Source organism: Pseudomonas sp. BNK-44-b, assembly GCF_047456245.1.
In the GTDB taxonomy this organism is placed as follows: Bacteria; Pseudomonadota; Gammaproteobacteria; order Pseudomonadales; family Pseudomonadaceae; genus Aquipseudomonas; species Aquipseudomonas machongensis.
Genome location: NZ_CP179908.1, coordinates 4,725,416 through 4,747,030, shown reverse-complemented (window position 1 = coordinate 4,747,030; position 21,615 = coordinate 4,725,416). Strand labels below are relative to the sequence as shown.

Here is a 21,615-nt window from a genome sequence, read left to right as displayed (position 1 = left end):
GCGTCTAGAGTAGAGAATCGGATCCAATTACAAGACGAAGTCGGTCGGACAAGAGAAGCGGCATGGATGGAGCTCAACCCGCGGCACCGGAAGGCAGCTCAGTACTGCTGGTGGTCGATGACTACCCGGAAAACCTGATCAGCATGCGGGCTTTGCTAGCCCGTCAGGATTGGCAAGTACTCACCGCAAGCTCAGGAATGGAAGCCCTGAGCACGTTGCTGGAACACGAAGTGGACCTGGTCCTGCTCGATGTACAGATGCCCGAGATGGATGGCTTCGAGGTCGCCCGCCTGATGCGTGGCAGCCAACGCACGCGCCTGACCCCGATCATCTTCCTTACCGCCAATGAACAGTCCGAAGCTGCCGTGCTCAAGGGCTATGCCAGTGGTGCAGTGGACTACCTGTTCAAGCCCTTCGATCCGCAGATCCTCAAGCCCAAGGTGCAGGCCTTGCTCGAACAGCAGCGCAACCGCCGCATGCTGCAGCGACTGAGCCGTGAACTGGAGTCGGCCCGCGCATTCAATGCCTCGATTCTGGAGAACGCCGCCGAGGGTATCCTGGTGGTTGACGAGGCGGGCGATATCAGCTTTGCCAACCCCGCCATCTCGCGTCTGCTGCAGGTGCCGGTGGACAAACTGCAGGGCGCCCATCTCCTGGACCTGATCCAACTGCCCAGCGCCGCGTTGTGGCGCGACTCGGACTTCTACCAGGCTTACCTTGGGCGGCAGATCTTCCGCGTGCACGATGCCCAGTTGCGTCCGCCCGAGGGGCCGCTGGTTCCGGTGGCGCTGTCGTGCGCGCCGTTGCCCGCTGAACAGAAGGCCATGGTGGTGACCGTACTGGACATGTCGGTGGTGCGCAGCCTGCACCAGCAACTGGAACACCAGGCGGTGACCGACCCGCTGACCGGCCTGCTCAACCGTCGCGGTTTCTACCAGACGGCAGAAGGTGCATTGCTGCGCAACGAACGATCCGGCAAGGTCCAGGCCTTGATGTACATGGATCTGGATGGTTTCAAGCGAATCAACGATTCGCTGGGCCACGAGGCGGGCGACCGGGTCTTGCGCTGGGTCGCCGAACAACTCAAGGAGTGCCTGGGCAGCCAGGCGCTGCTCGGGCGCATGGGCGGCGATGAGTTCACGGCGTTGTTCGATGGCTTGCCCTATGCGGAGCACGCAGGCCGGTACGCCGAGACCCTGATCGAGCGCATGTCCAGCTGTCCGCAGGTGGACGGCCAGGATGTCATTCTTGGTGTCAGTATCGGCATCGCCACCTATCCCGATTGCGGCGCCACCGTCGAAGGCCTGCTGCGCGCTGGCGATGCGGCGATGTATGCCGCCAAGCGCGCCGGGCGCCAGCAGTATCGCTTCTATGATCAGGAGCTCAACGGCCGCGCGCGTTCGCGGCTGATGCTCGAGGATAGTGTGCGCACCGCCATTGAGCACAAGGACTTCACCTTGGTCTACCAGCCACAGGTGGGGTTCGCCGACGGACGCCTGCGTGGCTTCGAGGCGCTGCTGCGCTGGCAGCACCCCAGTGTCGGCGATGTACCGCCGGGGCTGTTCATTCCGTTGCTGGAGGAGGCGCGTCTTATCCATCGGCTGGCGAGCTGGATCTACAGCAAGGGCGCGGCCCAGCGTCACGAGTGGCGTCAGGTGTTCGCCGACGATGTAGTGCTGGGTATCAGCCTGAGCCGCGCGCAGTTCACCCAGCCGAACCTGGTCGATGAATTGCGGCGGGCGATCCAGGAGCATGGCCTGGAGCCTGCGCAACTGGAAGTGGAGGTGGCGGAAACCTCGTTGATGTACGACATCGACGCGGCGGCCAAGCAGGTGACGCGTTTGCGCGAGCTGGGCGTGCGCGTGGCGCTGGATGACTTCGGCGCAGGGGATTGCTCGCTGCGCATGCTGCGCGACCTGCCGATCGACACCCTGAAACTCGACCGTAACCTGGTCGCCCGCCTGCCCGATTCGAAGGTCGATACGGCGCTGGTGCGCAGTGTCATCGCGCTGTGCGCCGACTACGGCATCACGGTGATCGCCGAGGGCGTGGAAACAGACGCCCAGGCGCAGTGGCTGCGCGACAGCGGCTGCGCCTACGTGCAGGGCTTCCTGGTTGCGCGGCCAATGACGGCAGGGGATGCGCGTGGTTTTCCGGCGGTGTATCCGTGGGCGCAGGCTGGATCGCCTGCCTCCCTGACCTGATAAATCTGCCAGTTGTCTGTTCCGGTCGTTGTGGGCGACTGTTGCCTCTCCAGCCATGAATGGCAGGTAAAAAGGTGGTGAGCAGCGCACTGTTCCAGCAGACCCCCTCGATCAAGGTACTCGACAATCGGCGCCAAGCGGTGCGTGAGGTCGAGTATCACCGTGCGTCGCCATTGGACGCCGATACGCGTATCACGCGACAGGTTTTCAGTCCGGCAGGGCGATTGGCACAGATCACTGATCCACGGTTGCATGACGCAGGTGTTGCCAACTTCGTACATGGGCACGACCTGACAGGCCAGGTCATACGCACGCAAAGCGTCGATGCGGGGGTGAGCCTCGATTTGAAAGACGCGGCCAGGCGCGACTTGTTCTCGGTGAGCCGTATTGGCAGGACGTTGGATGGCCAGGACAGTTTCGCCGAAGCCGTGACCCGGACCCTGCGCTACGAACCGGTCAATATGCCCGGGCGTCTGCTGGCAGTGGGCGAGCAGGTTGCTGGCGATATCCCTCGTACCAGTGAGCGTGTGTTGTACGGCGGCAATGAGGCGCAAGAGAAAGCCCGCAACCTGGCCGGCACTCGGATTGCCCATTACGATCCAGCCGGGCGCGTTTCCATCCTCGCCAGCGCACTCGGCGGCGCAGCCCTCTGTGTACAGCGCAAGCTGTTGAAGGGTGGCGACGACGGTACTGTGCATGTCGACTGGCAAGGTGAGGCCACGGAGGCCTGGGATGCACTGTTGGAGAATCAACGCTACACGACTCGCACTCAGGTAGACGCCACAGGCAAGGGCCTCACCGCGCTGGACTGCGCAGGCCATCGGCAGCGCAGCGCCTACAATGTGGCAGGCGCCCTGGCGGCCAACTGGCTGATGCTCAAAGGCGCGCCAGAGCGTGAGATCGTCAGGTCGGTGAGTTACTCGGCGGGTGGACGCAAGCAGCACGAGGTGCATGGCAACGGCATCGTCACTGTGTACACCTACGAACCGACGACCCTGCGCCTGGCGGCCGTGCGGACCACTCGCCAGACCAGCGAAGGCCAGCGATTGCAGGACCTGCACTATCGCTATGACCCTGTCGGCAACGTCGTCGGGCTGGCCAACGACGCCGAGCCGACGCGCTTCTGGCGCAACCAGAAGATCAGCGCGCAAAGCGAGTACCGCTACGACAGCCTGTATCAACTGGTCTTCGCCAGCGGTCGTGAGATGGCCAATGCCGGGCAGCAGGGCAATCATCTGCCAGGCGTGCTGGTACCGCTGCCGGTGGATGATTCGGCCTATACCCTCTACACCCGGAGTTATACCTACGACAGCGCGGGCAATCTCACGCATGTCCGTCATAGTGCACCGGCTACGAACAACAACTACGTCACTGCAATCACCGTCAGCCAGTGCAGTAATCGCGGCGTGTCGAGTACGTTGGCCAGCAATCCGGACGAGGTCGAAGCGCTGTTCACCGCAGGGGGCGAGCAGCGTGTGCTGCTGCCGGGACAGCCGCTTGAGTGGACGGCACGCGGCGAGTTGCGCCGGGTCGCAGGCGGTACTCAGGAAAGCTATCGCTACGACGCTGGCAGGCAGCGTGTGCTCAAGGTGAGTCATCAGCAGCAAGGTGGATCACTGAAGGCGCTGCGCACGCTGTATCTGCCGGGGCTTGAGCTGCGTATCACCCTGGTTGACGGCGCCGTGCAGGAGAGTCTGCACACGGTGGTGATGGGCGAGGCTGGGCGTGCCCAGGTGCGGGCGTTGCGTTGGGAGGCGGGTAAACCGGAGGGGGTCGATAACGACCAGGTGCGTTTTGGCTATGACAGCCTGATCGGCAGCGTCGGGCTGGAGCTCGATGGCGAAGGCAGTGTCATCAGCTTCGAGGAGTACTACCCCTTTGGCGGGACGGCGATTCTGGCGGGGCGTCATCGTATCGACGTGGAGTACAAGACGGTTCGCTATTCGGGGCGGGAGCGAGATGCGACAGGGCTTTATTACTACGGGTATCGCTATTACCAGCCATGGGTGGGGCGATGGTTAAACCCCGATCCTGCAGGGACTATTGATGGTCCTAATCTATATCAAATGTTGAACAACAATCCCGTAGGGAATTTCGACGCCTCAGGTCTGAGGACCATGAGCTTTAATCTCGACGAGAGCCGAGGGGATCTCATCTATGGCCTGAGCGACCCGCGTCACAATTATCTAAGGGTTGTTGTCGATGGTTACAAGGGCATCGATGACAAATCCGCTTTGACGATCGATCACTATAATCTAGCGATCGCGAAAGCCATCCGATTGAAAGCACTGGCGGACTTTGAACTGCCGGATGATGCTTCTCCAAGACAGGTTTTAAACGCTGTTCGTACGGATGCCAGGCTTTTAGATGTAATGAAATTGGCCTTTGGCAATTATGTGCTCTGGGATAGCTATTTTTCAGCAGGCCGGGAAAATGAAAAATTTAACATTTCTACTATTTATGGCGACGTTTCACGGCAGTGGGGAGAAAGTCCCTTTCATGATTGGTGGGTGGATGACACCGGGCCGCAGTTACTATGGAAGCGAGGGTCGAAACTGGGTTTATATATGGCAGCCCATAACGCTGGGCAAAAAATTCATTTTGTCCTGGATGACTTGAACACGTCGGCGGTCGTCACGAAAAAGGGTGAGTTTGGACATTCTGTTAGTGCGAGCGAGTTGCGTTATGCCTTTCGAAACAGGCATGCGTTGCGTGGAAAAATTCACTTTTACAAAGGCGGGTGGGAAGTCTCGGCACCTTGGCAGACATCACCGTGGAAGTGGAGCGCATACAAATCTAAATCTGAGCATCGCGACCGTTTTTCGCGATGGCAGGCGCTGCGACGAGAGTCGCGTCGACTGCGCAACGCATAGTTCCGGTTAAGACGATGCTCGGATGATGTGCGGCTTGGCTACAACTCATCCGCAAACGGCAAATCCGGTCCAACTCGTGAGCAGGTGATCGCCGCCGCACGAATGGCAAAGCCCAGCATGCCATCGATCGTTTCCCGCTCCAGCGCCGCCAGCCCTGCGGGGCTGTCTGCACCCAGGCGGGCGAGGTAGCTCAGCACTGCCGCCTGGAAGGTATCGCCAGCGCCTACCGTGTCTTTCACTGCCAGCGAGGCATCCGCAGGTTGTGTCCATGAGCCGTGCGCGCAATGTACGCTGGCGCCGTCTGCACCGTGGGTGACGAACACCAGTCGGCAGCGGTCGTTCAGCCAGCCACGGGCCACCTCGGACGGCGTGCGATCCGGATAGAGCAGCGCGAGGTCTTCCTCGCTGGCCTTGATCAGGTGGGCGTGGGCCGCGAAGGCTTGCACCTGGCGTCGCCACAACGCCACGTCGGGCTGCGGGTTGAGGCGGACGTTGGGGTCGAGGCTGATCAGCCGGTGTGCGCTTTCGCGCTGCACCAGCGCCAGTAATGTATCCGCCACCGGCGTGACCACCAGGGTGTAGGAGCCCACGTGCAGGCCGCGCACCTGGTCATCGAGCGCCGGTAGGTGTTCGAGGCGCACCTGCCGGTCGGCGCAGCCTTCGCCGCGGAACTGGTACTGCGCCGAGCCGTTGGCATCCAGCCCGACCATGGCCAGGGTGGTCGGTGCATCGCTGGTCACCAGGTAACTGCAATCGACCTTTTCCTCTTCCAGCACCCGACGCAGGCGTGTGCCCAGGTAGTCGCTGGACAGCCCGCCGAACAACGCCGAATCCACGCCTAGCCGGCGCAGGCCGACCGCGACGTTGAACGGCGAACCGCCGGCAATCGCCTTGAAGCCCAGCTCGCTGCTGCGCGGGCTGTCATCCAGGCTGAACACATCGAACAGGGCTTCGCCACAGACCAGGTACATGAAATTCTCCGAAACGAAGTAAGCGGGCAGGATACCTGCGATCAGTGCGCAGGCAGATGCGAAAGATAACGTTGATAGGCTGTTTCGTAGGCCGCCTGCTGTGCGGGCCGGGGCGTGGTGCGGGTGCTTTCGTCGAGTTCGACGCAGCGCTGGCACAGGGCCTGCAGGCTATCTCCTTCGCCGAGCTTTCGGCCCAGGCTCCAGGCGGCCTGGATGGCAGCGCCCAGGGCGGCGGCTTCGGTCTGGCGCGGGCACACCACCGGCAGGCCGAGCAGGTCGGCGAGCGTCTGGCGCCACAGTGGGCTTTTCGCCGCGCCGCCGACCAGGCGGATCTCCTGCCCCTGCAGGCCACTGGCGCGCAACAGGTCGAGCCCGTAGCGCAGGCTGAAGCAGGTGCCTTCGAGCACCGCCCGGCAGAGGTTGGCGCGGGTCAGGTTGCTGCTGGTCATGCCGTGCAGACTGGCGCTGGCCTCGGGCAGTGCCGGCACGCGTTCACCATTGAAGAATGGCAGCAGCAACAGGCCGTCGGCGCCGACCGGGGCTTGTGCGGCGAGCTCGCTGAACGCCGACAGGTCAAGCTGCAACAGGTCTTGCACCAGGGCGCAGGCGCTGGTGAGGTTCATGGTGCAGATCAGCGGCAGCCAGCCGCCGGATGAGCCGCAGAAGGTCGCGACTTCACCGTGGGGGCTGACGTGTGGCTCGTCGAGGTGTGCGGCAAGGGTGCCGGAGGTGCCCAGGCTGAGGGTGATCATGCCGGGATGGATGTTGCCGGTGCCGATGGCGCCGAGCATGTTGTCGCCGCCACCGCTGGCCACCCAGGCGCCAGTGTCCAGGCCCAGCGCCCGGGCTGCCGAGGGCTGCAGGGTGGCGATGCAGTCGCCAGGTTCGACCAGCTCGGGCAGTGCCGCCAGCAGGCGCTTGCCGGGCTCGATCAGCGCCAGCACATCGGCGGCCCAGGTGCGATTGCGCACATCGTAGTAGCCGGTGCCCGAGGCGTCGCCAGGTTCGCTGCAGGCACGGCCGGTGAGCCAATGGTTGAGGTAGTCGTGAGGCAGCAGCAGGTGTGCGGCGCGGGCGAACAGCGCGGGGTGATGGCGCTGGCTCCACAGCAGCTTTGACAGCGTATAGCCCGGCGCGACCACCAGCCCTAGGCGCTCCAGCGAGCCTGCGGCGCCGCCGAGGGCGGCCAGCAATTCGTCGTTTTCCGCGGTGGTCTCGGTGTCGCACCAGAGCTTGGCCGGGCGCAGCACTCGGCCCTGGTCGTCGAGCATCACCAGGCCGTGTTGCTGGCCAGACACGGCCAGTGCGCGGATGGCATGGCCGCCGACCCCTGCGTCGGCCAGGGCATTGGCTACCGCCGTGCGCAGCGCCTGCAGCCAGTCTGCCGGATCCTGTTCGCGGCGCCCGTGGTCGCCCTGCGGCGCCGCATGTGCCGCGCTCCCCAGCCCCAGTACACGGCCGCTGCCTGCGTCGAGCACTAGGGCCTTGGTGCCCTGGGTGCCGCAGTCGATGCCGAGGAACAGTCCGTCCATATCGCCGTGCTCCGTCTCAGTCGCCCAGTACCCGGCGCAGGGTTTCACTCACGCCGACTTCACGCAAGCTGTCGTACAGGCGCTCGAAGGCCTCGACGAAGGCCCGCGAGTTGGGGATCGCCGTGCCGAAGATCGCCTCGTCGCCCAGCACCCGGGCGGCCAGCCCTTCGCGCTGGACGACACGGGCCTGGCACTGTGCCGCGCGCGGATCGGGAATGCTGTAGACATTGCCCTTTTCATCCTTGCCGCCCAGGTACAGCGCCCAGGCTGCGACTACCAGCGCCACGCGCTCCAGTGGCTTGCCGTCGGCGATCAGGCGGTTGGCGGTGGGCACGATGAACTTGGGGAATTTTGACGAGCCGTCCGAGCACACCCGCTCCAGCTGGTCGGCGATGGCACGGTTGGAGAAGCGCTCGGTGAGGCTGTCCTTGTAGTGCGTCAGGTCGATGCCCGGTACCGGAGCCAGTTGCGGGGTGACGTCCTGGTCCATGAAGGTGCGCATGTAGCGGCGCAGCAGGTCGTCGGCGAGGGTCTCGTGGACGAAGCGATAACCCTGCAGGAAGCCCAGGTAGGTCAACGCCAGGTGGCTGCCGTTGAGCAGCTTGATCTTCATCTCTTCATAGGGCGTGACGTCGTCGGTGAACTGCACGCCGACCTTCTCCCAGGCCGGGCGACCGCTGACGAACTTGTCTTCCAGCACCCACTGCAGGAACGGCTCGCAGACCACCGGCCAGGCGTCCTCGACGCCATGGCGCTCGGCCAGTTGGCGGCGGTGTTCGTCGCTGGTCATGGGGGTGATGCGGTCGACCATGGCATTGGGGAAGCTGACGTGCTGGGCGATCCACTGGGCCAGGTCGTGGTTGAGCAGGTGGGCGAAGGCCAGCAGTGCCTTGCGCGCCACGTCGCCGTTGTGGGGAAGGTTGTCGCAGGACATCACCGTGAACGCCGGGGTGCCGGCCTCGCGGCGACGGCGCAGGGCCTCGCAGAGAAAGCCGAATACGCTGTGCGGCTGGTCAGGTCTGGCCAGGTCGTGCTGGATCAGCGGCAGGTTCTCGAGGAACTCGCCCGTGCTGTCGTCGATGCAGTAGCCGCCCTCGGTGATGGTCAGCGAGACGATGCGGATGGCCGGGTCGGCAAGTTTGTCGAGCAATGCCTGGCTGTCGCTTTCTGCCAGCAGCATGCCGCTGATGGCACCGATTACACGCACCTCGGTGTCGGGGTTTTCGCCCAGCTCGAACAGGGTGTAGAGGTGGTCCTGGCCAGCCAGGGCGTCGCGCATGGCGCGGTCTTCGCTGCGCAGGCCGGCGCCGCAGATCGCCCAGTCGAGGGCTTCGCCGCGGTTCATCAGGGCGTCGGTATAGGCGGCCTGGTGGGCACGATGGAAGCCGCCGACACCAATGTGCACGATGCCCTGGCGCAGTTGCGCCGGGTCATAGGCGGGGCGTGCGACCGCGGTCGCCAGCTTGTCGAGATTGCGCTGGTTGAGTTTCATCGAAAAATCCTTGAAGACGGCTCAGGCCGCCTGTTGCAGTCGTTTGTCCAGGGCCTTGCCGGTGCTGTCGAACAGATGGCAGTGCGCCGGATCGAAGCTCAGTTCCAGTTGCTCGCCGTACTCGGGCGCGAAGTCGCCGCGGACCCGCACGGTGAGCATCTCGCCGGAGGCGCTACGCACGTGGCAGTAGCTGTCGCTGCCCAGGCGTTCGCTGACATCGGCGGTGACCTGCAGCGAGCCATGCTCGCCGTGACCGCTGCGGCTGATGCTCAGGTGCTCCGGGCGAATGCCCAGGGTGATCTGGCTGCCGGTGGCCAGTTCGCCTGCGCATAGCGGCAGGGCGATACGGGCGCCGCACTCGAGGGCGACCTCGCACTGGTTGCCCTGGCTGCGGCTCAGGTGCCCGCGCAGGAAGCCCATCTTCGGTGTGCCGAGAAAACCTGCGACGAACAGGTTTGCCGGATGGTGGTACAGCTCCAGCGGCGAGCCGACCTGCTCGATGCGACCGGCGTTGAGCACCACCACCTTGTCGGCCAGGGTCATCGCCTCGACCTGGTCGTGGGTGACGTAGATCATGGTCGCCGCCAGTTCCTTGTGCAGGCGCGAGAGCTCCAGGCGCATCTGCACGCGCAGGGCGGCGTCGAGGTTGGACAGCGGCTCGTCGAACAGGAAGATCTTCGGGTTACGCACGATCGCCCGGCCGATGGCCACCCGCTGGCGCTGGCCGCCAGAGAGCTGGCGCGGCTTGCGCTCGAGCATCGGTTGCAGCTCGAGAATGCGCGCGGCGTTGTCGACCTTGCTGGCGACCTCGGCCTTGGCCACGCCCGCCAGGTCCAGGGCGAACGACAGGTTCTTGCGCACGGTCATGTGCGGATACAGGGCGTAGGTCTGGAACACCATGGCCAGGTTGCGCTTGGCCGGAGCGGTGTCGGTGATGTCGACGCCATCGAGGGTGATGCTGCCGCTGCTGACTTCTTCGAGGCCGGCGATCAGGCGCAGCAAGGTCGACTTGCCACAGCCGGATGGCCCGACGAACACCACGAATTCACGGTCGTGCACGTCCAGGTCGATGCCCTTGATGATGGCGTGGCCATCAAAGCCTTTTTGCAGGTTGCGGATCTTCAGGTCAGCCATGTCGAGTTACCTGTGCAGTGGCCAGGAAAAAATGAGGTTTTGCAGAATCCTGTAGGAGCGGGCTCGCCCGCGAACACCGGCATAGCCGGTGCCATGCATCGCAGTGTTTGCTTCGCGGGCAAGCCCGCTCCTATAGAAATGGTGTAGTTGGGGGTATTCATTTCACCGCTCCGAACGACAGCCCGCGCACCAGCTGCTTCTGGCTGATCCAGCCAAAGATCAGGATCGGTGCGCAGGCCAGGGTCGAGACGGCCGAGAGCTTGGCCCAGAACAGGCCTTCGGGACTTGAGTAGGAGGCCACCAGCGCGGTCAGCGGTGCGGCGGCCGAAGAAGTCAGGTTGAGCGACCAGAACGCCTCGTTCCAACACAGGATCAGCGACAGCAGCACGGTCGAGGCGAGGCCGCCACGGGCGATCGGCAGCAGCACGCGCAAGATTTCCTGCCAGGTGCCGGCGCCGTCCAGGCGCGCCGCTTCGAGGATGTCGACGGGGATGTCCTTGAAGTAGGTGTACACCATCCACACCACGATCGGCAGGTTGATCAGGGTGTAGACGATGATCAGCGACAGCCGTGAATCGAGCAGGCCGAACTGCTTGGCCAGCAGGTAGATCGGCATCAGCACGCCCACCGGTGGCAGCATCTTGGTCGACAGCATCCACAGCAGCGTGCGTTTGGTGTGGCGGGTTTCGAAGAACGCCATCGAGTAGGCCGCAGGCACTGCGATCAGCATGCACAGCAGGGTTGCGGAGAACGAGATCAGCACCGAGTTCCAGGCGTAGGCGAAGTAGTCGCTGCGCTCGTTGATGTGCAGGTAGTTCTCCAGCGTCGGGTGGAAGATGAACTGCGGCGGCGTGGCGAAGGCGTCGAGCTCGGTCTTGAAGCTGGTCAGCAGCATCCAGAAGATCGGGAAGAAGATCGCCAGGGCAATGCCCCAGCACAGCAGGCCGATCAGCGCATCGCGCAGGCGGCGGGTTTGCTTGAGTGTCAGCATGGCGGGCTCCTCAGCTGCGCTCGGTGAGGTTCTTGCCGATCATGCGCACCAGCACGATGGCGGCGATGTTGGCGATCAGCACGGCGATCAGGCCACCGGCCGACGCCATGCCGACGTCGAACTGCAGCAATGCCTGGTTGTAGATCAGGTAGGCGAGGTTGGTGGACTCGTAGCCCGGCCCGCCGCTGGTGGTGGTGAAGATCTCGGCGAACACCGACAGCAGGAAGATGGTCTCGATCATCACCACCACGGCGATCGGCCGCGCCAGGTGCGGCAGGGTGAGGTGCCAGAAGATCGCCAGCGGGCCGGCGCCGTCCAGGCGTGCGGCCTCCTTCTGTTCCTGGTCCAGCGACTGCATGGCGGTCATCAGGATCAGGATGGCGAACGGCAGCCATTGCCACGACACGATCAGGATGATCGACAACAGCGGATAGTGCGCCAGCCAGTCCACCGGCTGCGCGCCGAACAGGCGCCAGACCGCCGCGAGGATCCCGGACACCGGGTGGAATATCAGGTTCTTCCACAGCAGCGCGCTGACCGTGGGCATGATGAAGAACGGCGAGATCAGCAGCACGCGCACCACGCCGCGGCCCCAGAACTCACCAGCCTCCAGCAGCGCGGCGATGAGCACGCCGAACACCACGCTGATCGCCAGCACGCTGCCGACCAGGGTCAGGGTATTCAGGGCGCCGGGCAGGAAGCCGGCATCGGTGACGAAGAAGCTGAAGTTCTCCAGGCCGACGAAGTCGTTCTCGCCGGGGTACAGCAGGTTGTAGCGGATCAGCGAGAAATACAGGGTCATGCCCAGGGGCACGATCATCCATAACAGCAGCAGCGCCACCGAAGGGCTGACCAGGAACCAGCCGGGGCCGACGCGGCGTTTGCCGGGGCGGGCGGGGGCGTGGGTCGGGGTGTCGAGGGCCGAGGTGTTCATGACGACTCCGTGTACGGCAGAAAGAGGCGAGCAGCCGGCCGCTGGCACACCGAGGGCGGCGTGCTGGCGGTCAGTGGCGGTCTACTTGGAGTAGCCGGCGCGTTTCATCTCGCGTTCGGTGGACGACTGGGCGGCAGCCAACGCCTGTTCAGGCTTCATCTGGCCGGTCAGGGCGGCGGAGAACAGCTTGCCAACCTGGGTACCGATGGCCTGGAACTCAGGAATGGTCACCAGCTGGATACCCACGTAGGGCACAGGCTTGAGGGTCGGATGGTTGGGGTCGACCTTCTTCAGTGACTCCAGCGTGACCTTGGCGAACGGTGCGGCCTGCAGGTAGGCCTCGCTGTAGGTGGAGGCACGGGTGCCTGGCGGCACGTTGGCCACGCCTTCCTTGTCGGCGACCAGCTGGCCATAGGCCTGGGAGGTGGCCCAGGTGCTGAAGGTCCTGGCCGCGTCCTTGGACTTGGAACTGGTGGGGATCGCCAGCGCCCAGGAATACAGCCAGGTCGCGCCCTTGTCGGTGACTTCCTTCGGCGCGAAGGTGAAGCCCACATCGTCCACGACCTTGCTCTGGCTCTTGTCGGTGACGAACGAGCCGGCGACGCTGGCGTCGACCCACATCGCGCACTTGCCGCTGTTGAACAGCGCCAGGTTCTCGTTGAAGCCATTGCTGGAGGCGCCGGGCGGGCCGTACTGCTTCATGGTGTCGACGTAGAAGTTCAGCGCCTTGGTCCACTCGCTGCCGGTGAACTCCGGCTGCCACTGCTCGTTGAACCAGCGGGCGCCGAAGGCATTTGCCAGGGTGCCGATGAGCGCCATGTTCTCACCCCAGCCGGCCTTGCCGCGCAGGCAGATGCCGTACTGGCCGGCTTCGGGTTTGTTGAGCTTGGCGGCAAATTCGCCCAGTTGGGTCCAGGTCGGTTGCTCGGGCATCTGCAGCCCGGCCTGCTGGAACAGGTCCTTGCGGTAGTAGGTGATCGAGGCTTCGGCATAGAAGGGCAGGGCGTAGAGCGTGCCCTTGACCGACAGGCCGTCGCGCACCGAAGGGAAGACATCGTCGAGCTGATAGTCGGCAGGCAGGTCCTTCATGGGCTCCAGCCAACCCTTGGCGCCCCACAGCGCGGCTTCGTACATGCCGATGGTGAGCACGTCGAATTGCCCGCCTTGGGTGGCGATATCGGTGGTCAGGCGTTGGCGCAGGACGTTCTCTTCGAGCACCACCCACTTGAGCTTGATGTCCGGATGCTGTTCCTCGAACACCTTGGACAGCCGCTGCATGCGGATCATGTCGTTGTTGTTGACGGTGGCAATGGTCAGGGTTTCGGCAGCCTGGGCAAACACCGGCAGGCTCAGACAGGCAACGGCCACGCAGGCCTTGATCGAGTCGTTCATCGTTGAACTCCTCTTCCGGACCGCAGGGCGGCGCGGAAGTCACTATTGTTTTTTTTGTGTCGCTGGTTGCCGATTACACTCCTGCATCGCCAGCGCAACAAAGCCTCGACTGCACGCGGGCCGATACTTTTTTGCACTGGGGTATTTGCAGTGTGATGCACTGCTCAAACGTTTCAGGAAAGGTTCTGCTCGGTCAGGCGCTGGGTGACCAGGCTGCGGTAGCCCGACGGTGTCATGCCCTTGAGCTGCTGGAAACGCCGGTTGAAGTTGGACAGGTTGCTGAAGCCGGATTCGAAGCACACCTCGGTCACCGGCAGGTCGCTGCGCGCCAGCAGCTCGCAGGACTTGCTGATCCGCAGGCGATTGACGAATTCGACGAAGCCACGCCCGGCGGCCTGCTTGAAGAAGCGCGAAAAGTAGGTGGGGGTCATGCCCAGGTGCTCGGCAACCTCGTTCTGGGTGAGGTCCTGGGCGTAGTGCTGGAAGATGTAGTCCACCGCGCGGTTGATGCGGTCGACGTTGTGTTCATCGGCCAGCTGCGAGGAGGTGACGGTGGACAGCAGCTGGTAGTCCTCGCAGGCAGCCAGCTGTTCCATGAGGATAAAAAAGTATCCCAGGCGCGTCATGCCGGCACTTTGCGAGATGCGTTGCATCAGTTGCTGGCTCTCGGCGATCAGGCGCGGGTCGCGGAATTCGATGCCATAGCTGGCACGGGCCAGCAGTGGCGTCAGCTGGTTGAGCTCGGAGAACACCTGGCTGCCTTGCTCGAGCACTTCGTCGGTAAAGTTGACCAGCATGTCCCGGGTGTCGACCACCTCGTCGGCGGCCACCTGGCTGATCCAGTTGTGTGGCAGGTTCGGCCCTGTGAGAAACAGCGTGCCCGGGGCGAAGTTGCCGATGTAGTCGCCGATGAACACCTTGCCGGAGCTGGCGACGATCAGGTGCAGCTCGTATTCCTTGTGGAAGTGCCAACGCACCAGCGGGCTCGGGAAACCGTGCTGGCGGTAGATCAGCGAATGGCCTTCGTGGTCGTCCATCAGTTCATAGGACGGGTCGGTGATCTTGCTGGCTTTGGGCATGGTGAGTGCTTCGAGCAGGGGCGAATACAGCATCCTAGCCAAATTTTGCGTCCTGTAGGAGCGGGCTTGCCCGCGAAAGGGCCAGACCTGCCAACCACAGGCCCTCACCAATTCGGTAAACTCCCACCCCATGACCACCCTACGCTACTTGCAAGCCTACCCCCCGCACCTGCAGGAACAGGTCCGCCAGATGATCGCCAGCGATCGCCTGGGCGGTTACCTGCAGCAGCGCTACCCCGCGCGCCACGAGGTGCAGAGCGACAAGGCGCTGTACCTCTATGCCCAAGACCTGCGTCAGCAATACCTGCGCAGCGCGCCGCCGCTGGACAAGGTGCTCTACGACAATCGCCTCGACCTCACCCACCGGGCCCTGGGCCTGAACACGGCGGTGTCGCGGGTGCAGGGTGGCAACCTCAAGGCCAAGAAGGAAATCCGCATCGCCTCGTTGTTCAAGGACGCGGCGCCGCAGTTTCTGCGCATGATCGTGGTGCACGAGCTGGCACACCTGCGTGAGCGCGACCACAACAAGGCGTTCTACCAGCTGTGCCAGCACATGGAGCCGGACTACCATCAACTGGAGTTCGACTTGCGTGTCTACCTGACCTGGCGCGAATTGCCAGGCAATGCATGAGGATCCCATCAGCATGGACGTGAGCAAGACCAAGAGCAGCTTCTATCGCCGTCTCTACGTGGCCTGGCTGATCGATAGCCAGACCGCCACCAGCGTGCCCGCGCTGATGGAAGCCACCGGCATGCCGCGGCGTACTGCCCAGGACACCATCGCCGCGCTCGCCGACCTGGATATCGTCTGCGAATTCGAGCAGCAGAGCGGCGCGCGCAACCACGCTGGCCACTACCGCATCCGTGAATGGGGTGCGATCGACAAGCAGTGGATCATCCAGCACCTGCGCACTATTCGCGAAGTGCTCGGCTATCCATGACCACCCTCCAGGACCCGTTCATGTCGTCCAGCCGCTTCAGCAACTACGCCGCCATGGCCGAGGGCATCGCAGCCCTGTTGTTCCCGCATGCCGAAGTGGTGGTGCACGACCTGGCCAGCCAGACGGTGGTGCATATCGCCAACAACATTTCCAAGCGCCAGCTCGGCGATGATTCCGGGCTCGACGACCTGCCCAGCCAGCTCGATGACAGCACCCGCCTGGGGCCGTATGAAAAGCTCAACTGGAACGGGCAGAAAATCCGTTCGATCAGCAGCGTGATGCGCGACGCCAGCGGCCAGCCCGAGGCGCTGATCTGCATCAACCTCAACGTTTCGATTCTCGAGCAGGCGCGCGATGCGCTGGAGGCGTTCTTCCAGGCCAGCCGCCTGTTGCCGCAACCGCAGGCATTGTTCCGCGACGACTGGCAGGAGCGCATCAACACCTTCCTGCATGCCTGGTTGCAGGCGCGTGGATTGAGCCTGGGCGGGCTGGACCGCGAGCAGAAGCGGCAGTTGGTCGAGGCGCTGCACGGGGAGGGCGCGTTCCGCGGCAAGAGCGCCCATGACTACGTGGCCAACGTGCTGGGGATGGGGCGGGCGACGGTATACAAGTATGTGAAGGCGTTGCGCGAAGGCTGAGGCCACCGCTGGCAAACGACAGGCTTTCAATGCCTGGAAAAATAGTCTACGGTAGAATTTAATTCTACATCGTAGCGTTTGCCCCTGCGCATCGCCCAAGGAGCCCCCATGACCATCCTGGACACCCTGCCCCACGCCATCCGCGAAGCCCATGAAGCCCTTCGTCCCCAGGTGGCGGTCACGCCGCTCAGCCACAGTCCGGGGCTCTCCCGCCAGAGCGGCTGCAATGTTCATCTCAAGTTCGAACATCTGCAGCACACCGGCTCCTTCAAATTCCGCGGGGCCAGCAACAAGCTGCGCCTGCTCGACCCTACGCAGCGTCAGGCTGGCGTGATCACCGCCTCTTCCGGCAATCACGGGCAGGGCCTTGCACTGGCCGGGCAGTTGCTGGGTGTGCCGGTCACCGTGTACGTCAGCAGCAGCGCCTCGCCGCTGAAGATCCGGGCCATGCGCGGCCTGGGGGCCGAGGTTATCGAACTCGACAGTGACCCGCTGTCGGTCGAGCTTGAGGCGGCTCGCCAGGCCAAGCTGCAGGGCAAGCCTTTCGTCTCCCCCTACAACGACGCGCAGATCATCGCTGGCCAGGGCACCATCGGCATGGAGCTGTTCGAGCAGGCGCCGGACCTGGACGCGGTGTTCGTCGCTGTCGGTGGTGGTGGCTTGATCTCGGGCATTGGCGCTGCATTGCGCGCGCTTGCACCCTCGGTGCAGGTCATCGGCTGCTGGCCGGCCAACGCACCCACCCTGCAGCGCTCGTTGGAGGAGGGGCGGATCATCGAGATGCAAGAACTCGATACCCTGTCGGACGGCACGGCCGGCGGCGTCGAGCCCGGCGCCATCACCTTCCCCCTGTGCCAGCAGTTGCTGCATCGCACCGTGCTGGTCAGCGAGGCTGAGATCAGCGCAGCCATGCGCGACGTCGCAGCCCACGACCGCTGGATCATCGAAGGGGCGGCAGGGGTTGCCGTCGCAGGCATGCAGAAACTGGCTGGTGAGTTCCAGGGCAAGAAGGTCGCGGTGGTGCTGTGCGGGCGCAACATCGTGCTGGAGAAGTTCCTGGAGGCGATCCAATGAGGATCATCGACAAGGCGCAACTGGTCGAAATCCTCGACCGGGATTTGGCGGTACGCCTCATCGAAGAGGGTTTTATCGCCTTCTCCGCGGGCAAGGTCCATGTGCCACCGGTGCAGAATTTCGCCTTCACCGAACAAAACGGCGACTGCTGCGTGAAGTCCGCCTGGCTGCAGGGCAGCGATACCTTCACGGTGAAAGTCTCCACCGGTTTCTACGACAACCCGTCCAAGGGCCTGGAAAGCAACGATGGCTTGATGCTGGTGTTTTCGGCCAGAACCGGCCAACCGCTGGCGCTGCTCCAGGACCAAGGCTGGCTGACCTGCCTGCGCACTGCACTGGCCGGGCGTGTCGTCGCCCACCTGTTGGCGCCGCGCAAGGTACGGGCAATCGGTGTACTGGGCAGCGGAGTGCAGGCGCGGATGCAGCTCGAACAACTGCTGCCGGTCACCGACTGCCGCCGTCTGATCGCCTGGGGCCGCGATGCCGGGCGGCTTGCGGACTATCGACGGTTCGCCGAAGGGCTGGGCTTCGAGGTACGCACCACTCATGAGGCCCGCGAGCTTGCCGAGTCCGCCAACCTGATCGTCTGCACCACGCCTTCGCGCGAGCCGCTGCTGCAGCGTGAATGGATACAGCCCGGCACCCATATCACCGCGGTGGGAGCCGATGGGCCGGGCAAGCAGGAGCTCGACCCGGCGCTGGTAGCTGCCGCCGATTGCATCGTGGTGGACGCCGTCGGGCAATGCAGCCGCTACGGCGAGGTGTCCCACGCCTTGGAGGCCGGGCTCATTGCACCTGGCGACCTGATCGAGATCGGCGCGTTGCTGGCTGGGCAGGCAAGTGGTCGGACGCAGGATGACGCGATCACGTTGGCTGACCTGACCGGCGTGGCGGTGCAAGACGCGCAGATCGCGCGGTGTGCATTGATGTCCCTTGGGGCAAGCCGCCAAGGAGACCTGCTCGCACAGTTCGGCCAAAATAGAGGCTAAATGACATCATCGTCCGCTGCCGTTGCCTGTCGCCTTTGTGTACTCTCCCGTAAGTGTGGGGCTCTCAACTGCGAAAGGAACTGAGCATGCGGCCACTGCTTTGCGTTCTGGGATTGACCGCAATGATGTTCACGGCGCTCGCGGCGGCGCAGCCACCGCTGCGCCTGGTGGCGGATAAATGGCCGCCGTTCTCCGACAGTGCCATGCCGGGCGGAGGCCTGGCCACCAGCATCGTCACTACGGCACTCACCCGCGCCGGGTACGCCAGCGAGTTCGAGGAAGTGCCCTGGGCGCGGGCGCTGCTGGGGATTGGCGAGGGGCGCTACGACGTGCTCATCAATGCCTGGTACAACGAATCGCGTACTCGCCTGGGCCAGTTCTCGGGGGCCTATCTGACCAACCGTATTCGCCTGCTCAAGCGCCAGCGCGAGGTACTTGGCTTCAAGCGACTGGCCGATCTTTATCCGTATAGCATCGCCGTGGTGCGTGACTACGCCTACTCACAAGCGTTCGATGGCGACAGCCGGCTGAACAAGGTGGCGGTGCGCAACTTCCCGTCGGCGATCCGCATGCTGGCGGCAGGGCGCGTAGACCTGGCGGTGGAGGACGAGTACGTTGCGCGCTACAACCTGCAGCGGGAGCCGCAGGAGGTGCGCGAGGCTGTGGATTTCGTCGAGCGGCCGCTGGGGGAGAACAGCCTGCATATCCTGGTCAGCCTTCAGCATCCTGAGCATCGGCAGATCGTCGAGCGTTTCGAGCGGGCGATTGCAGCGATGAAGGCCGATGGCAGCTATGCGCGGTTGTTGAAGCAGTATGGCTTGTGACCTGGGGTGTCGGTGCAGGCCCTATCGCGGGACGAGCCCGCTCCCACAGGTACAGTGCAGGCCTGAACATCTGGGAGCAACTGTCTTGCTCAAAATTTAAAGTTCAGCCCAATTCCTGTGGGAGCGGCCCTGTCACGCCCCGACTCGTCCCGCGGTAGGGCTGGTGCGGACAGCCGACTCAAGCCGGCTCCCCTTCCTTGATCAGATGCGCCGCCAATGTACGCAACGGCCCCAGTTGCCGGCAGATCAACGCCAACTGGGTCTGTACCAGTCGCTGATGCTCATCCAGCTCCTCGGGCATCTGCTCCAGCTGGTTGGCCAGCGCTTCTTCTTCATCGCTGTGAATGGCCACTGGCAACCGCGCCGCCAGGCCATTGGCGATCTCGTCGAGACTGCGCGCCAGGCTGCTGCCGACGCCATCGATCAACTGCTCGTGTACTTCGGCAGGCAACGCCGTGTCCCTGTGTGCACCCAGCCCTGACAGGTAGCTGAGCAAGGTGTGCGACAGCACCAGGAAGCGGAAGCCGACATCGGCCTCCTTGCGGAAGTGCCCCGGCTCCATGAGCATGTTCGACAGCGTGGTAGACAACGCCGCATCGGCATTGTGGGCGTTGCGTCGAGCCAGGCGGTAGGCGAGGTCGTCGCGCTTGCCGTTGGCGTACTGCTGCATGATCTGGCGCAGGTACAGGCTGGCGCAGGTCAGGGTGTTGGCCAGCACCTTGTTCAGGCGCCGCCCCTGCCAGTCGGGCAGGAACAGGAATACCGCGAGGATCGCGATCAGGGCGCCCACCAGGGTGTCGAACAGGCGCGGCAGGAACAGCCCGTAGCCATCGCCGATCTGGTTGAAGCAGAACAGCACCATCAGCGTGATCGCCGCCGTGGCCAGGGTGTAGCGTGTGGTGCGGTTGACGAAGAACACCACGCCAGCGACCACCGCGAACAGCGACTGGACGATCGGGTTGGGGAACAGGTCGAACAGCGCCCAGCCAACCGTCAGGCCGATGGCGGTACCGAAGATCCGCTGCACCAGCTTGCGCCGCGTCGCGCCATAGTTGGGCTGGCAGACGAACAGGGTGGTGAGGATGATCCAGTAGCCTTGCGTGGGATGGATCAGGTGCACCATGCCATAGCCGATCGACAGCGCCAGCGGCAGGCGCAGGGCATGGCGGAACAGCAGCGAAGTGGGCGTGAGCTGGGTGCGCAGGCGTTTCCATACCTCCTTGAACGTGCGCGGCGAACGGTCGAGCAGGCTGCTGTCGCTGGCGTCGGCGAGGCTGTCGGGGTTGCTGGCCGCGCCGAGCAAGCGGTCCAGCGTGGCCAGGTTCACCGCCAGTGCCCGCAGCGAGCGCAGCAGGCTGCGCCAGGCCGGGTTGTTCTGGGTGCGCAGATGCTCCAGCGAGGCGTTCAGGTCTTCCAGCGCCTCGGGGTAGCCGCTGGCGAGCACGAACGGCTGGCGCAGGCGGATCGAACGGGCCAGTTCCTGGCAGGACGAACCCTGTTTGCGCAGCAGGCGCTGGCAGCGGAACATCACATCGCTGTGGAAGAACGCCTCGCTCAGGGCGTTGTAGGGGTAGTGCGAGGCGCTGACGCGCTCGTGGATGTCCTGGGCCAGGAAGTACAGCTTCAGGTAGCGACTGACCTTGGAGCTGGGCTGGCTGTTGCCGACCCTGTGCAGGATGATTTCCTTGGCGGCATTGAGCGCGGCCACCACCTTGCCGTTCTGCTTGGCCAGCTCCAGGCGCGTGGCCTCCACGTCGAGGGTGCGCACCGGTTCGAACAGGCTGGCCTTGAGCTTGAGGTAGCTGCCCAGCTCGTAGAACAGCTTGGCCAGGCTCTGCTGCACCGGCTGGTTGGAGAACAGCGCCTGCCAGAGTACCGAGAGCGCCCCGTACCACGCGGCACCAGCCACCAGCAGCAGCGGCTCGTGCCAGAAATCAGTGACCACGCCGCCGCGCTGGTCAACGCCGATCATGGTGTACACCGACAGGATCAGCGTCGCCGAGGCGATGGCGCCATAGCGTTCGCCAAGGGCACCGAGCATGGTCAGGCCAAAGGCTGCCAGGGCCAGTGAGCCGGCGAAGATCCAGGGGTAGGGGAAGAGCAGCTCGACCGACAACGCGGCGATGGCGAAACACACCAGCGTGACGGCCAGCGCACTGAGACGGCCCTGCCAGCCGTCGTCGGTCTCGGCCAGGGCGCTGGCGATGATGCCGAGGAACAACGGGATGAGCAGGCTCATCTCGTTCTGGTACCAGCACCAGGCCATGGTGCCGGTCAGGGCGATGGTCACCCGGATGGCATAGCTGAACTTGTCTTGGCCCCACAAGCGACGCAATGAATGGCGGAACGAGCTCGATGACATAGTGGCCTTGGGCTGTGAGCGAATGGGTGTCCTTACATGGCCGTGGAGCGGCGGCGCGCCCATCGCGGGGCGAGCCCGCTCCTACAGGCACCCCGCTGTCCAGGAAAACAGCGGGGGCCTGTAGGAGCGGGCTCGTCCCGCGATGGGCTGCGCAGCAGCCCCAAAAAAACCGGCACTCGGCACAG

Annotated in this window: 17 protein-coding genes; 8 read left to right on the top strand and 9 right to left on the bottom strand. The window is 64.0% G+C overall.

Annotated features, from left to right (window positions below):
- Nucleotides 1-62 precede the first annotated feature (62 nt).
- Together ACMGGG_RS21585 and ACMGGG_RS21580 are read left to right on the top strand one after the other, a co-directional pair.
- On the top strand, nucleotides 63-2,204 hold the full coding sequence (locus tag ACMGGG_RS21585; RefSeq protein ID WP_063546509.1) for a putative bifunctional diguanylate cyclase/phosphodiesterase: 2,142 nt from the start codon (nucleotides 63-65) through the stop codon (nucleotides 2,202-2,204).
- A 59-nt stretch (nucleotides 2,205-2,263) separates the two neighbouring features.
- Nucleotides 2,264-5,077, top strand: coding sequence for an RHS repeat-associated core domain-containing protein (locus ACMGGG_RS21580; RefSeq protein ID WP_414154406.1), 2,814 nt, complete (start codon nucleotides 2,264-2,266; stop codon nucleotides 5,075-5,077).
- Nucleotides 5,078-5,115: 38 nt separating this feature from the next.
- On the opposite strand, the gene ACMGGG_RS21575 is transcribed toward ACMGGG_RS21580, so the two are convergent.
- The 8 genes from ACMGGG_RS21575 to ACMGGG_RS21540 form a co-directional block, all read right to left on the bottom strand.
- A complete protein-coding gene (locus ACMGGG_RS21575) occupies nucleotides 5,116-6,048 on the bottom strand; it encodes a carbohydrate kinase family protein (protein WP_414154405.1) in 933 nt (310 codons plus the stop codon).
- A gap of 41 nt (nucleotides 6,049-6,089) precedes the next feature.
- Entirely contained in the window at nucleotides 6,090-7,580 is a 1,491-nt protein-coding gene (gene xylB / locus ACMGGG_RS21570) for a xylulokinase (RefSeq protein WP_414154404.1), read from the bottom strand.
- A 16-nt stretch (nucleotides 7,581-7,596) separates the two neighbouring features.
- Complete coding sequence (locus ACMGGG_RS21565; RefSeq protein WP_414154403.1) at nucleotides 7,597-9,072, bottom strand: mannitol dehydrogenase family protein; 1,476 nt, start codon at nucleotides 9,070-9,072, stop codon at nucleotides 7,597-7,599.
- A gap of 21 nt (nucleotides 9,073-9,093) precedes the next feature.
- Nucleotides 9,094-10,206: an ABC transporter ATP-binding protein gene (locus ACMGGG_RS21560; protein WP_054895464.1), complete on the bottom strand. Its 1,113-nt coding sequence runs from the start codon at nucleotides 10,204-10,206 to the stop codon at nucleotides 9,094-9,096.
- 157 nt (nucleotides 10,207-10,363) lie between these two features.
- The gene (locus ACMGGG_RS21555; protein ID WP_063546497.1) at nucleotides 10,364-11,197 is read right to left on the bottom strand and encodes a carbohydrate ABC transporter permease; all 834 of its coding nucleotides are present in this window, start codon (nucleotides 11,195-11,197) and stop codon (nucleotides 10,364-10,366) included.
- Nucleotides 11,198-11,207: 10 nt separating this feature from the next.
- Nucleotides 11,208-12,131, bottom strand: coding sequence for a carbohydrate ABC transporter permease (locus ACMGGG_RS21550; RefSeq protein ID WP_063546495.1), 924 nt, complete (start codon nucleotides 12,129-12,131; stop codon nucleotides 11,208-11,210).
- Between the two features lie 81 nt (nucleotides 12,132-12,212).
- Nucleotides 12,213-13,523, bottom strand: coding sequence for an ABC transporter substrate-binding protein (locus tag ACMGGG_RS21545; protein ID WP_414154402.1), 1,311 nt, complete (start codon nucleotides 13,521-13,523; stop codon nucleotides 12,213-12,215).
- A 173-nt stretch (nucleotides 13,524-13,696) separates the two neighbouring features.
- Nucleotides 13,697-14,602, bottom strand: coding sequence for an AraC family transcriptional regulator (locus tag ACMGGG_RS21540; protein WP_054895474.1), 906 nt, complete (start codon nucleotides 14,600-14,602; stop codon nucleotides 13,697-13,699).
- A gap of 130 nt (nucleotides 14,603-14,732) precedes the next feature.
- Between ACMGGG_RS21540 and ACMGGG_RS21535 the strand changes: the two genes are divergently transcribed.
- The 6 genes from ACMGGG_RS21535 (at nucleotide 14,733) to ACMGGG_RS21510 (ending at nucleotide 19,068) form a co-directional block, all read left to right on the top strand.
- A complete protein-coding gene (locus tag ACMGGG_RS21535; protein ID WP_054895460.1) occupies nucleotides 14,733-15,233 on the top strand; it encodes a M48 family metallopeptidase in 501 nt (166 codons plus the stop codon).
- A gap of 13 nt (nucleotides 15,234-15,246) precedes the next feature.
- Nucleotides 15,247-15,543 (top strand): winged helix-turn-helix domain-containing protein, encoded by a 297-nt coding sequence (locus ACMGGG_RS21530; RefSeq protein WP_054895459.1) that lies wholly within the window; start codon nucleotides 15,247-15,249, stop codon nucleotides 15,541-15,543.
- Nucleotides 15,540-16,181 carry a transcriptional regulator gene (locus ACMGGG_RS21525; RefSeq protein ID WP_231100279.1) on the top strand — a complete coding sequence of 214 codons (642 nt, stop codon included), beginning with the start codon at nucleotides 15,540-15,542 and terminating at the stop codon, nucleotides 16,179-16,181. The genes ACMGGG_RS21530 and ACMGGG_RS21525 overlap by 4 nt, the downstream gene beginning before the upstream one ends.
- 108 nt (nucleotides 16,182-16,289) lie before the next feature.
- A complete protein-coding gene (locus ACMGGG_RS21520) occupies nucleotides 16,290-17,255 on the top strand; it encodes a threonine/serine dehydratase (protein ID WP_414154401.1) in 966 nt (321 codons plus the stop codon).
- Nucleotides 17,252-18,244, top strand: a complete 993-nt coding sequence (locus ACMGGG_RS21515; RefSeq protein WP_112899327.1) for an ornithine cyclodeaminase family protein — start codon at nucleotides 17,252-17,254, stop codon at nucleotides 18,242-18,244. The genes ACMGGG_RS21520 and ACMGGG_RS21515 overlap by 4 nt, the downstream gene beginning before the upstream one ends.
- An 86-nt stretch (nucleotides 18,245-18,330) precedes the next feature.
- Nucleotides 18,331-19,068: a substrate-binding periplasmic protein gene (locus ACMGGG_RS21510; RefSeq protein WP_054893129.1), complete on the top strand. Its 738-nt coding sequence runs from the start codon at nucleotides 18,331-18,333 to the stop codon at nucleotides 19,066-19,068.
- A 178-nt stretch (nucleotides 19,069-19,246) separates the two neighbouring features.
- On the opposite strand, the gene yccS is transcribed toward ACMGGG_RS21510, so the two are convergent.
- Entirely contained in the window at nucleotides 19,247-21,430 is a 2,184-nt protein-coding gene (gene yccS / locus ACMGGG_RS21505; RefSeq protein ID WP_054893130.1) for a YccS family putative transporter, read from the bottom strand.
- Nucleotides 21,431-21,615 lie beyond the last annotated feature (185 nt).

Excerpts from the sequence above, each read along its gene's own strand:
- ACMGGG_RS21565 (WP_414154403.1), bottom strand. The coding sequence starts at position 9,072 with ATGAAACTCAACCAGCGCAATCTCGACAAGCTGGCGACCGCGGTCGCA.
- ACMGGG_RS21560 (WP_054895464.1), bottom strand. The coding sequence starts at position 10,206 with ATGGCTGACCTGAAGATCCGCAACCTGCAAAAAGGCTTTGATGGCCAC.
- ACMGGG_RS21540 (WP_054895474.1), bottom strand. The coding sequence starts at position 14,602 with ATGCCCAAAGCCAGCAAGATCACCGACCCGTCCTATGAACTGATGGAC.
- ACMGGG_RS21585 (WP_063546509.1), top strand. The coding sequence starts at position 63 with ATGGATGGAGCTCAACCCGCGGCACCGGAAGGCAGCTCAGTACTGCTG.
- ACMGGG_RS21515 (WP_112899327.1), top strand. The coding sequence starts at position 17,252 with ATGAGGATCATCGACAAGGCGCAACTGGTCGAAATCCTCGACCGGGAT.
- ACMGGG_RS21510 (WP_054893129.1), top strand. The coding sequence starts at position 18,331 with ATGCGGCCACTGCTTTGCGTTCTGGGATTGACCGCAATGATGTTCACG.
- ACMGGG_RS21555 (WP_063546497.1), bottom strand. The coding sequence starts at position 11,197 with ATGCTGACACTCAAGCAAACCCGCCGCCTGCGCGATGCGCTGATCGGC.
- ACMGGG_RS21535 (WP_054895460.1), top strand. The coding sequence starts at position 14,733 with ATGACCACCCTACGCTACTTGCAAGCCTACCCCCCGCACCTGCAGGAA.
- yccS (WP_054893130.1), bottom strand. The coding sequence starts at position 21,430 with ATGTCATCGAGCTCGTTCCGCCATTCATTGCGTCGCTTGTGGGGCCAA.
- ACMGGG_RS21520 (WP_414154401.1), top strand. The coding sequence starts at position 16,290 with ATGACCATCCTGGACACCCTGCCCCACGCCATCCGCGAAGCCCATGAA.
- ACMGGG_RS21525 (WP_231100279.1), top strand. The coding sequence starts at position 15,540 with ATGACCACCCTCCAGGACCCGTTCATGTCGTCCAGCCGCTTCAGCAAC.
- ACMGGG_RS21580 (WP_414154406.1), top strand. The coding sequence starts at position 2,264 with ATGGCAGGTAAAAAGGTGGTGAGCAGCGCACTGTTCCAGCAGACCCCC.
- ACMGGG_RS21530 (WP_054895459.1), top strand. The coding sequence starts at position 15,247 with ATGGACGTGAGCAAGACCAAGAGCAGCTTCTATCGCCGTCTCTACGTG.
- xylB (WP_414154404.1), bottom strand. The coding sequence starts at position 7,580 with ATGGACGGACTGTTCCTCGGCATCGACTGCGGCACCCAGGGCACCAAG.
- ACMGGG_RS21545 (WP_414154402.1), bottom strand. The coding sequence starts at position 13,523 with ATGAACGACTCGATCAAGGCCTGCGTGGCCGTTGCCTGTCTGAGCCTG.
- ACMGGG_RS21575 (WP_414154405.1), bottom strand. The coding sequence starts at position 6,048 with ATGTACCTGGTCTGTGGCGAAGCCCTGTTCGATGTGTTCAGCCTGGAT.
- ACMGGG_RS21550 (WP_063546495.1), bottom strand. The coding sequence starts at position 12,131 with ATGAACACCTCGGCCCTCGACACCCCGACCCACGCCCCCGCCCGCCCC.